General features: G+C 56.1%; 10 protein-coding genes and 1 pseudogene. 7 read left to right on the top strand and 4 right to left on the bottom strand.

Translation table 11 applies throughout. From position 1 onward, the window contains the following. Positions 1-34 precede the first annotated feature (34 nt). Entirely contained in the window at positions 35-268 is a 234-nt protein-coding gene (locus Q0X21_RS04055; protein WP_297850475.1) for a three-helix bundle dimerization domain-containing protein, read from the bottom strand. A gap of 321 nt (positions 269-589) precedes the next feature. Between Q0X21_RS04055 and Q0X21_RS04050 the strand changes: the two genes are divergently transcribed. Further along, positions 590-1,885, top strand: coding sequence for a glycosyltransferase family 87 protein (locus tag Q0X21_RS04050; RefSeq protein ID WP_297850474.1), 1,296 nt, complete (start codon positions 590-592; stop codon positions 1,883-1,885). Between the two features lie 558 nt (positions 1,886-2,443). On the opposite strand, the gene Q0X21_RS04045 is transcribed toward Q0X21_RS04050, so the two are convergent. The 3 genes from Q0X21_RS04045 to Q0X21_RS04035 form a co-directional block, all read right to left on the bottom strand. After that, entirely contained in the window at positions 2,444-4,156 is a 1,713-nt protein-coding gene (locus tag Q0X21_RS04045; RefSeq protein WP_297850473.1) for an RNA-binding domain-containing protein, read from the bottom strand. A gap of 132 nt (positions 4,157-4,288) precedes the next feature. After that, positions 4,289-4,828, bottom strand: coding sequence for a DMT family transporter (locus Q0X21_RS04040; RefSeq protein ID WP_297850472.1), 540 nt, complete (start codon positions 4,826-4,828; stop codon positions 4,289-4,291). Further along, a complete protein-coding gene (locus Q0X21_RS04035; RefSeq protein WP_297850471.1) occupies positions 4,810-5,151 on the bottom strand; it encodes a hypothetical protein in 342 nt (113 codons plus the stop codon). The genes Q0X21_RS04040 and Q0X21_RS04035 overlap by 19 nt, the downstream gene beginning before the upstream one ends. A 262-nt stretch (positions 5,152-5,413) precedes the next feature. On the opposite strand from Q0X21_RS04035, the gene Q0X21_RS04030 reads away from it, so the two are divergent. From Q0X21_RS04030 to Q0X21_RS04005, 6 genes and pseudogenes are all read left to right on the top strand, one after another. Next, positions 5,414-5,983, top strand: coding sequence for a hypothetical protein (locus Q0X21_RS04030; protein ID WP_297850470.1), 570 nt, complete (start codon positions 5,414-5,416; stop codon positions 5,981-5,983). 212 nt (positions 5,984-6,195) lie between these two features. Continuing rightward, a complete protein-coding gene (locus tag Q0X21_RS04025) occupies positions 6,196-6,750 on the top strand; it encodes an NYN domain-containing protein (RefSeq protein ID WP_297850469.1) in 555 nt (184 codons plus the stop codon). Continuing rightward, positions 6,751-8,670 carry an N-6 DNA methylase gene (locus Q0X21_RS04020; RefSeq protein WP_297850468.1) on the top strand — a complete coding sequence of 640 codons (1,920 nt, stop codon included), beginning with the start codon at positions 6,751-6,753 and terminating at the stop codon, positions 8,668-8,670. A 10-nt stretch (positions 8,671-8,680) separates the two neighbouring features. After that, positions 8,681-10,267 carry a class I SAM-dependent DNA methyltransferase gene (locus Q0X21_RS04015; RefSeq protein ID WP_297850467.1) on the top strand — a complete coding sequence of 529 codons (1,587 nt, stop codon included), beginning with the start codon at positions 8,681-8,683 and terminating at the stop codon, positions 10,265-10,267. Next, positions 10,267-11,385, top strand: coding sequence for a restriction endonuclease subunit S (locus Q0X21_RS04010; RefSeq protein WP_297850466.1), 1,119 nt, complete (start codon positions 10,267-10,269; stop codon positions 11,383-11,385). Before Q0X21_RS04015 ends, Q0X21_RS04010 begins: the two co-directional genes overlap by 1 nt. 4 nt (positions 11,386-11,389) lie before the next feature. Next, a pseudogene (locus tag Q0X21_RS04005) lies at positions 11,390-11,732 on the top strand (DEAD/DEAH box helicase); the annotation flags it as partial.

Genomic DNA, 11,732 nt, shown 5'->3' with positions numbered 1-11,732 from the left:
CTAGTACTGGCACGAGGCTCGATTCGCAGACGCGTTATGCGGCGATCAGATTACCGGAGTAGTTACCGGCATCGAGGGTGCCGTCTGCGAAGCCCGCGAGCTTTTCAGCTGCGTCGCGGCCGGCGAGAACGGGAACCCACTCGGTCACGGTTGCTCGCTGCAGATGCTCGTTCACGGTTTCACGGAAGATCGTTTCGACGACGTGCGCGCCGACCTCTCCGTCGAACCGTGCGTGCAGGTCCTTAGAAATGTTATTCAGTGCGATCATGGCATCCTCCTTTCGTGTTTCTGACTGCCATGAAATTGTGCTTTGCCGGAGGGGAACCTCCGGCAAGGTTTGAGCGTCGCTCTTTGTTAACCTGTCGTTAACTTTAGCAGATGGTTGGTGAACGACAATCATTAGGTGGCGCACTTCAATTGCAGCACCGTTGACCTGCATGAAGGGCATGAATGTAAATAGACAACTTTTTGCGCACCGCGCAAGTTAACACAGTGTTTACTTTCAAGATGGTTAACCTTCCCGATCGTTAACCTTTTGGTTAACTAAGGCAGGTTCAGAGAGTCATTTCTGCGTGCTAACGTCCCCGCTGTGCTTATCGACGGCCCCCAGCGCCCCAACCACTCCCCCACCCCAGCGGCATTGCGCATAGCTATCCCGCTTCTTTATGCGGTGATGGCTTTCGTTCTGCTCCGTTCAGCCATGGTGTTCCCACAAGTGAACCCTGGTACGGACTTCACACCGATCTGGACCGCGGCCAATAAATATGTCTCGGGTGAGCCGGTGTTCAATTCCGACTACACGATCGACATGCCGCACTACCTGTACACACCTGCGGGAACAGTACTGATCGCACCGGTCGCGCTGTTCGGTTCGCAGGAAACTGCACGCGCAGTGATGGCTGCGCTCGGTGCACTCTGCATCATCGCCGCCATCGCCTTGGCTGCGCGCATGGTCCGACCGCGTTGGTTCCACGTGATTGTTCCGATCGCGGTGAGCTTCTTCTTCATCACTCCGGAGCCGGCACGCACCACTTTGGCGTTGACCAATATCAACGGTTTCATGCTGCTGTTACAGGTGCTGTTCATCTGGTTCTCGCTACGTCTGCGGGAAAAGAATGTCGGCTGGCTGAACCACTTCAATCGCCCTGAAGCATGGGCAGCGGGCGCGATCGCGGGCGTGGCACTGTCGATCAAGCCCCAGTTCGCGGTGCTGTTCATCGTGTCTCTCGCCTATTGGCAGGTAGCAGTGGTCGTCGTTGCTGCCCTCGTCGCCGCTGCGCTCTTCACGATTGGTTGGTTCACTATCGCCGAGCCGGAGCTGTTCTTCACCAACCTGGTCCCCTACTTGAGCGAGCCCCGCCCCCGCTTCAACGGTTCTGTTGGCGGCCTCGGCATCGTTCTCGACTGGCCAGATGCTGCGGTGACTGTGCTGACGATCTTCGTCATCATCACGACTCTCGGTGCCGTCGCTTTGCTGTGGCGGTGGAAAGAGATCGACCCGGTGATGTTCAACTTCGTCGCCACGGGCGTGTGCTTTGCCGGCGGGTTCATGGCGAGCGGATTGATGCAGAACTACTACTCCATCTGGCTCATTCCACTCGTGCTCACCATCGCTCAGCGTAAATCCCCGATGCACTGGCCCATCACTGTTCTCATCCTGCTATTCATGTACGCCAACTGGACCTGGCCGGATACCGGAAACCCAACCGCCGGCCTCGTTCTGGCGTTCCTTCCGTCGTTCATGTTCATCGCGTTACCGCTTGCAGTCGCGGCGTGGGCGGCAGTGAACCGGCCGCGAGAGGAAGACGGATTTAGGGGCCGAGTGCACCAATTGGCACGACAATCACCCCGTCAGCACGACGATGCGCCGGACCACCGGAGGTAACAATGACCTCCACGGTTTCCTGCTTCACGTGATCAGCGAATCGCTTCAGAGAAACCGCCACGCCACATACGCTCCGCAAGCTCATCCAAGGTCAGGGAAGATGTCGCAGATTCAGGAGCATTGCCATGAGCAATCTCACTCAGCGATGCAGACCCGCCCGATCCACCTGTGCATTTTGCATTCTGAAACGCCTTCACTTTGCGTTTTGAAAACCTTTTGCTTGGCGTTTTGAAACGAAATTGATTTGCGCATTGAATGCTAACTTCAATGAAACTTTCCTAAACGTCGGCTGCAACCAGATCATGGCCGACTTCAACACCAAGCCGTTGTACCTAGTGATGACGTCCACGTAGATCATCAGCGGAATCATCAACCGCTCCGACACCAACCGATACTTGGTGACAACGTTCGTGCCTGTGAGTGGCTAGAACGCACGAATCGTGCAGGAGTTGTTTCAAACAACTCCTGTGAAAAACAGGCCGAAAATAGCGCATTTACGCAGGCAGACATAGTTGTTTGGAGTTGTTTGGAGTTGTTTTCACTTAGGTGAAACCCAAACTATGTGGACACCCAGCGCACACTCGGGCCACGCGCAGGGCTATCACTAGCTTTCTTCGCCTTGCCAACGTCACGCAGATGACGCAGGAGTGCACTGACCGACTTTTGATCAACGCCCAGTTCATCAGCAACCTCGCGGGCACTCAAAGATTTGCCGTCACGGAGTTGGGCGAGGACCCAATCCTCGGTGGTGACAGCGCTAACCACGGTGGACGGCTCCCCATCAAAGGCAACCCGGGCACGTGCAGAGAGGATCCACTCCGGTGCATCCCGCAGCTGCTCCAGGAAGCCCTGGCTTGAATACCACGCCAAGGTTTCCTGGGCCTGCGCTTCCGAGACTTGCATCAGCCGAGCGGCAGTAGATGTCATGAGGATCTGATTGTGGGCTAAATGGCTGGTGACTAAGAGGCCATTAACACTGTCGAAAATAGCCTCGCCGAATTCAGCACGCAGCAGATACAACGCTCTAATGAAACTTGAATCCACACTTCCCGATGGCAGAGTCACCTCAACGAACGGCCCATCAGCGTTCAGGCTCGGAGCCTGCCTGCCACTAGACAGCATGGATACCCACATACGATCGAATCCACGGGAAGATTCTTCCGCAAGACCCAACTGACGCAATGCCCCCATAAGAACCGGATTGCGGGGAATGGATTGGGTAGTCAGGATCTTTTCTTCAGCCACACCAACAGGAAGACCACCGGGAGACCACACGGTCAAACTAGTAGGTGACTGATCAACGACGATCGCGTTGATCGCTCCCCAATCACGGTGTGCGAAGGCATTGGACACAATCTCATCCACAGCGGTGGCGGGGAATGCTGGAATTGGGAATTCCTGCCCATTCGGGAGGTGAACCCGAGCAATTTCTTGCGTTGTATTCGCCTTGATTAGCGCACGTACCTGTTCAGAAGCGGTAATTAGCGGCGCGGAAATCTCTGTGACTTTGGGGTCGCCACTGGGGACGTCGCGAAGCAAATGGCGCACCACAGTCCGATTGTGCAACGGCTGCATGAACAGTATTTCTGCCGCGAAAGTCAGGGCACCATCGGACGTGAGCAAACCCAGCTCGCTGCATAGTTCAAGACCTGTCTGAGGGGCAGGCGATGTGTCACCGAGCGCGCTCTTCCGGTTCGCAAGCAGAGCCTTCGCCCGCTCAACAGCGGGCACGTCCAGATCTTCGGGCCCGCGCCGTGACCTTCCCGCACTGAGATCAGGGTTAGACCGCGACAAGTGGATAATCCGGCGCTGGTCTTCGCTCAAGGGGACGCAGCTTTTGCCAACGCGCTTGCTTGCCTGGCCTTTAGGGCGTTGATACAACGCCATCCCGCGAGGAATGCGCAAGACTACTAAGCGGGCATCGCACCGTTGAATTTCAAAGGCTTCAACTTGGATGTGGGGTTGAGTTTTGCGGTAGATCGTCTCCACCAACCACGCACAAGGACGGACGGTCCCAGTGAATGCGGAATGTCCCGCCTTCTTGTCGTTGACACCCAGGACGATATAGGCAACGCCACCATCAGCATTGGAGAAACAGATGACCTCATCAACCAGAAACTCGACCAATCCCGCATCAGGATTCTTGTTTTCCGGATGAACAGCAGGATCCTCCTTGAAATCCAGCACCTGGGATTCCCAATCACCAGCGCTATCACCTGCCTCAATCGCCGATAGCGCTTCCTCCACAACCTCAAAACCTGCGTCCAGCATGCGTCCAGTTTAGCAATAGTTGTTTAGGAGTTGTTTCAAACAACTCTGCAACAACTAGGCAAACAACTCCTCGAAAAACACACCGAAAACAGCACATTTATGCAGGCAGGCATAGTTGTTTCGAGTTGTTTATTACTCCCCGATGTTCGGCGACTCCTGAGCCCCACGCCACGTGATGATGGCGCCGGCAACCGCAATGAGGACGATGCCCGCGACCATGGAAGCAGTCAGCTCGTCGCCGGAGAAGGCCCAGCCCAGAATCGCACCGATCACGGGATCAAGGGCAAAGAGCGTGCCGACGACTGCCGCCGACACAATCCCCGCCGCGATCGTGTCCATGACGTAGGGAATCACGGCGCCGATGAAGCCGGAAATGATGAGGGTGACCCACATTGGGCTGCTAATAAGCGGCACTGCGGGGATTGAAAATGGCATGAGAATGAGCGCGGCGACGACCACCGACAAGGCGAGATCCGGCAGGCCACCGCTTTCGCTGCCGCCCATGCGTTCAGCAAAGAGTGTGTAGGCACCGAAGAAGACTGCACCGGTGACAGCAAAGCCGATACCTATGATGTCCAGGTCATTTGATGGCTGCGCGATAAGGGCGACGCCGATGAATGCGCCGATGGCCCACAGGCGGGAGCGCCACATTTTCAGGCCGAGAAACGACACGACGCAGGGCCAAGGAAGTCGATAGTGACGGCGACACCCTGTGGCAGGCGCGCGATGGCGGCGTAGACCATCATGCTCATCATGCCCATGGCCACGCCGTAGACCACGATGTTGATCGCGCGGGCGCGCGTCATGCCGGTGAGCTTCGGCCGGAACAGCGCGACCATGATCACCGCCGCAGCAGCCATGCGCAGACCCGACACCCCCGGCGCGCCGACGGTGGCCAGCATGTCCGTGACTATCACGGCGGCGGCCTGTGTGCCCAGCGACCCGATGAGCACCATAAGAACCGGGGCCGCCGGCAAGGCAAGGAACGTATTCATGCCTTGCCGGGTCAATCGAGTTTGGCTACTTTCGCGCGACACCCGGGAAAGAGTAGTGCATGCGAGGAAGACGGGGCATTTCGCCAGAAGGCCCATCGCGTCGAAATAGTAAAAATAGTAAAAATAGTAAGAGATAGTAAAGAACTTGGACGTTGATGATCATACGACCTTCGCCCCCAACCGAAAACACCAAACGCATGACGTTTTCCCTCCAAGCGCTTATGTTCTAATCAACGCATAGAGCACGAGCCTGGAGGAGACCATGGGTTCTACTTCCCCTTCGACAGGGAAACTGCAGCTACGCAAAGACGGTACTGTGAAGTGTCCGTCATGCAAGACAGTGGTATCACCTGATCTGTCTTCGAATCTTCTCCCGAAGCACAATGATGTCAACCGTGGCCATCTCTGCTTAGAAAGCAATAGAGAGTTCATCTTCAACCCTTGGGTGCCACCGAAACGCAAAAAGCGCGACAACCGCTTGGCCCTCTTGAAAGCTCCGGATTCTGTGCTTACCGACGAAGAGCGGGCGAGAAAGAAGAGAATTCTGGCGAACGTCGAGAAGTACAAGATCCGCGATCCCGAAACTCGCCGCTACCACTATAAACAAGAACAAGCGAAGAAAGATTCGGAGAAGCGTGCAGCCATTAAGCGCGCCGAAGCTCGCGAACGGCGCCGAGAAGAAGCTGCTGAACGACGCCGCGAAGCCCGTCTCTCAGATTCATACGCGCTCTACGCTCATGACAGCTTCGGCCAGAGTGACGACGGTTTCGAACCGCATGAGCGCATGCGCGGTTTCCGTGGTGGCCTGCCCGGTATGGGGAAGAGGCGTTAATCTCAACATCCTTCTGCCAACAGAGCATCAGATGATTCGAATGAAGGCCCATTCACAAACCGTGTGAACGTAGATACTCTTCCAGGCGCCGAGGGAACATTAGCGCATTTAGCTGGTTTTTTGTTTTGTGAATATACATCTAGTTGACAGGCTTGTGAACGTAGGTTAACCTTGTGAACGTAGATGCAAGATCAGCGAAAGGCTCACGAACAATGACCGCACTCCAAACTGTCGCTCCCCAGCAGGACAGCCGCCCCTCTCGACGTCTCATCCTCGTTGACATCGAGAATTTCAACTGCAGCCCAATTCAGCGCCCCGCTGAAGCGAAATGGTGCAAGAGGATGCTCACTTCCTGGCTGAACATCCAGGAAGGAGAAATCATCGTCATCGCATCCGACAAGAGTGGCATCCTTAATGTGTATGCAGGTTGGAAAGGCCCCCGCTTGCTTATGGGATTGGGCCCAGATGGCGCAGATCTTCGACTCATCGAAGAGATTGAGCGTATGAACCTTGGCCAATTTGATGAGATTGCACTTGTCTCAGGAGATGGAATCTTCTCCGGCCCAGTTGCACGCGCGGCCGCGCTTGGAGTGCCAACCAAGGTGTATTCCCACGGATTCACCTTGTCAGAGCGCCTGCGAATGGCTGCCGCTGAGGTTTACTTAGCGGAGGACGGCTACTCGCAAAGCGCTGCTGAGCAGCAGGGCTCCCCTTCTACAAATACCAACATCATTCAGCTCCACTCGTACACCAAGGAAACTGCGTAAATGGTTGTAACCACCGGACACCTCACTCTCAAAGACATCGCTGAGCTCGCACAGGTATCGCGGCCTGCTGTCAGCAACTGGCGCAAGCGGTACAGCGACTTTCCTACGCCACTGGAAACGTCCGCTCCGAACAAACCATTGTTCGAAGCAGCTGACGTTGTTTCGTGGCTCAAGGCCAACGAGTTCCTCCCGGAGGATGCTGAAAAACATTTGCAGCTCACAAGCCTCTGGGCAGCCGCGAATCTGTTGCGAAATGAGATAGCGATCGATGACATTCCGCTGATCATGCTGACACTGCTGGCAATCGACAAAGATCCCGCTTTCAAACCATCAGCTGAATTCGATGTGCTCAGTTCACGGATCAGCACTGAAAAACTCGATGAAGTCCAGCGAGCCATCCCCAAACTGCACGTGGACAATCACGGTGAAGCTGCTCAACTGGTAGTGGACCGATTCCTCGGCATCGGTTCACGTGGAGATCGCAGCCAGTACGGAACGGAAGCATCCTTATCGAGCGCCGCTATCGTGGCGGCAGCCTCCAGTACGCACGAGAACGCAGAAACCGTGTTGGACCCAGCTTGTGGCATTGCCGGAACGCTTCTTGGTGTCGGCAGTCATTTCCCAAAGGCTCAACTACTGGGCACTGAGATAAATCCTTCCACTGCGAGCCTTGCGCGGTTGCTCACGTATCTCACTGGGAACGAGGCAACTATTGAAACAGCAGACTCTCTCATGTCCGATCAGTTTCCGGATGTGCGAGCTGACATCGTGGTTTGTGAACCTCCGCTAGCCATGCGTTTCCGCAGGAGCGATCTGGAGCAAATGCAGCGGAATAATCCCGAATATCCCCTGAGAGGATTGGGCAGCGAAGAGCTATTCATTCTGTACGCGGCTCAGCATCTGACCGAAAAAGGTCGGGCGTACTTAATCACCAGCATGAGACCGACTTACCAGGGCGGATTTAAAGAGCAGCGTCAGCGCCTCATCGCACAAGGCCAGATCGAAGCCCTCGTTGAGCTTCCGCGTGGAGTGCTCTCAGCTACTCGCATTCCTGTCGCGCTGTGGGTTTTGCGCGCAGGAGGTGCTGCGGAGCCACTGCTCATCGACGCTTCGAACCAGTCACCCGATTCGGTTCCATCTCGGATCGGTGAATGGCTGAATGCAGCCCGCAGACACGAAACCACCGACGTGATGTACAAGGCAGTCACCTTGGCGGATGTGGTTACCAATGACGGCTCGCTCTCCCCATCCATCTATCTCACCGAATCCAGCAACCCTCATGAAGCAGCAGTTGCTTTCGACGCAGCGCTTCATTCACTCAATACAACTACGAAGGATCTTTCACACATGCGCACCCCTCGCATCACCGCAAGCACCGTCCCAACGGCTACGTCCTCCACCATGCTCGCTGACCTCATCAAGGACGGGCACTTCAAGCGCATCAATGGGCGCTACCGTGCAGACAACGAACTTGAAAGTGGCGATGTGTACCTTGCTCGCCCTAACCGAAGCGCAGGTCCAGCTTTCGTTGATGAATACAACGATACTGATGTTCTCCGCCCCGGCGATATCCTCATGCCACGCATCGGCGAATTGCCCGCGTGGGTCCATGAGGAAGACGATAAGAAATGGGTCGCATCCGATGCTCTCATCGCCCTGCGTCCCACCTCAGATGAATACGACCCGTACTTCATCGCCGCGTGCCTCAATGCACCAACGAACATCAGCACCCAAGGCATGATCGCGAAGCGCCATCCACTAGCTCGAATTGCGATCCCAGAACTCGACCGCGAGCAACGCTCATTTATCGCTGAAGCTCACCGTTCACTCAATAATGCACGGACGGCTGCCCGTCAGCTTGAGCACGAAGCCGAACAAGCGAGCGATGCTTTGCTCAACCTTGTCTTTGCAGGAAAGTAGGCTCCCAGATATGACTGCCACCCCAATCAAAGAATTCCAGGACACCCTCTGGAAAGCGGCCGACAAGCTGCGCGGCTCCATGGACGCGTCCCAGTACAAGGACATCGTTCTCGGCCTAGTGTTCCTCAAGTATGTGACCGATGCTTTCGACGCTCGCCGTCTCGAACTCATGGCGGCGCTGGAGGAGGAAGGCGCCACCACGGAGGAGATCGCGGAGGAGCTCGAGGACCGCGACGCTTACCTGGAGAAGAACGTTTTCTGGGTAGCTAAGGAGGCCCGTTGGGATTACCTGCAGCGCCACTCCAAGGGAAAAACGGAGGACGCCGGCGGTGAGTTCAAGTCCATCGGCAAGCTCATCGACGAGGCCGCGGAGGCCCTCATGTCCGACAACCCTTCTCTCGAGGGCACGCTGCCGCACAATTACAACAGCGATAGCGTGGATCAGCGCCGCCTCGGCGAGCTGGTGGACCTGTTCAGCACCACTCGCTTCACTGCAGAAGGCCCGGAGCGCGCCCGCGATCTGCTAGGTGAGGTATACGAATACTTCCTCGCGCGCTTCGCTTCTGCAGAGGGTAAGCGCGGTGGCGAGTTCTACACCCCACGCTCGGTGGTTCGCACGCTTGTTGAAATTCTCGAGCCAACCGAAGGTCGCGTCTACGACCCATGCTGTGGTTCCGGTGGCATGTTTGTTCAGGCGGAGAAGTTCCTGGACACGCACGACAAGGACCCGTCTGCGATTGCTGTTTATGGCCAAGAGCTCAACGAGCGCACGTGGCGTATGGCACGCATGAACCTGGCTATCCACGCGCTTAACTCACAGGGCCTTGGCGAACGCTGGGGCGACACCTTCGCTCGTGACATCCACCCGGGCGTGGAGATGGACTATGTCCTCGCCAACCCACCCTTCAACATCAAAGACTGGGCGCGCAACACCGATGACAAGCGTTGGATCTACGGTGTGCCGCCGGAAAAGAACGCGAACTTCGGCTGGATGCAGCACATCATCTCTAAGCTCAGCCTCCAGGGTGAAGCAGGTGTGGTGATGGCTAACGGCACCATGACATCGAATACCTCCGGTGAGGGCGAGATCCGCAAGAGCATGATTGAGGACGACATTGTCTCCTGTGTGGTCACGCTGCCTGCCCAGCTGTTCCGGGGCACGCAGATCCCGGTGTGCGTCTGGTTCTTCGCTAAGGATAAGGGCGCTGGTTCCAAGGGCTCCGTGGATCGTCGCGGGGAGTTCCTGTTTATCGACGCCCGCGAGATCGGCCACATGATCGATCGCACTGAGCGTGCGTTCTCGGATGAAGACATCCAAAAAATCGCCAACACTTTCCGCACCTGGCGTGGCCGCTCGTCCGCTCAGGGCGAGTACGAGGACGTCCCTGGCTACTGCAAGTCCGTTTCGCTAGACGAGATCCGCGAGGCTGATTACGCGCTCACGCCGGGCCGCTATGTCGGTTTCGCGGAGGAGGAAGAGGACGACGAGCCGATCGACGAAAAGATCGCACGCCTCACCGTGGAGCTCACCGCAGCCCTCGACGAGTCCGCACGCCTCGACGCCGTGGTCCGTGACCAGCTGGGGAGGTTGGCATAATGGCTTGGATTGAAACCACTCTGGGTGAGGTACTCCCTCTCAAATACGGAAAGAACCTACCAGCAGCGAAGCGGTCACATTCAGGCGAATTTGATGTTGTCACTTCTGCAGGAGTAGTCGATTCACATTGTGAACCGTTCGTCGATGGCTCTTCGATTGTCATCGGCCGTAAGGGAACCGTGGGTTCACTCACGTATTGCGCTGATCCCTGCTGGCCCACAGACACGGCTTTCTACACCACGGGATCCGATTTATGCGATCTGCGGTTTGGCTACTACTTCCTTCAAACCTTGCCTTTATCCGAGATGAATACTGACAGCGCTGTGCCCGGCCTCAATCGTGGTGAAGCCGAAGCACTACCCGTCCGAATCCCCAATCTCGAGACTCAGCGTGCGATTTCCTTGATTCTCCGTTCCCTCGACGACAAGATCGCCGCGAATGTCGAAGGAGTTTGTGCGATCGACAGACTTCGAAACGCACTCTGGGACCGAAATCTCTCCGATGGCACCACGCTTGCGCCTCTGTCGTCGCTAGCTTCCTTCGTTAACGGCGGTGCTTTTACAAAAAATGCGACAGGTACGGGCAGAGTAGTTGTGCGCATTGCAGAGATGAACAGCGGTATCGGGAACAACACTGTGCGAAACGAGTTGGATGTACCTGAAACAAAAATTGTTAGAACTGGAGAGTTACTCTTCTCCTGGTCTGGAACGCTCATGACAAAGCGCTGGCCATACGATGAAGCGGTAGTAAATCAGCACATTTTCAAGGTCATCCCAGACCGTGGATTTCCGCTCGCTTTTCTCGATTGTGTGATTGAACAGCAGCTGAAGTTTTTCAGGATGATCGCAGCCGGTAAAGCCACGACCATGGGGCATATTAAGAGGTCTGACCTGGACGCACATGTCCAAATCCCGATCCAATTCCGCGAAGAAGATCTGTGTCTTGCGGAATCCCTGTGGGTCAACGCAAGCGTCCTGGAGAAGGAAAACATCACCCTCGCTAGAACCCGCGATGAGCTGCTTCCACTGCTCATGAATGGGAAGATCTCAGTGAGGGAAGCTGAGCAGGAAGCATCAGCAGCCGGGGTACAAGTCCCGAGTGAGGGGAGCGAGGCGTAAGACCATGGTTTACAGCGAGGCGATGCTTGAGATCGATGTGCTTGAGCTGCTTGGTGAGCTCGACTGGAAGCCAGTCGAGGGTAGAAAGCTCGCTCCCGGTAGCAGGGAACGAGAGAACTGGCATGACATCGTGTTGCGTGGTCGTCTCCTCAATGCCCTGCGGAACCTCAATCCCGGGGTACCGGATGAATACCTCCGCCAGGCGATGGCCGAGGTGGTTACGCCTCAATCGCAGAGTGCGATCGCGGAGAACCGTCGCTTGCATGAGGTTCTCGTTGAGGGATACCGCGGCATTGAGTACGTCGATGCAGATGGGAAACGGCTAAACCCCACCATCACGTTCTTTT

The sequence above is a fragment of the uncultured Corynebacterium sp. genome (genome assembly GCF_947253065.1).
GTDB lineage: Bacteria > Actinomycetota > Actinomycetes > Mycobacteriales > Mycobacteriaceae > Corynebacterium.
Note: the sequence above shows the minus strand (reverse complement) of the source record. Positions and strands in the feature narration are given on the sequence as shown.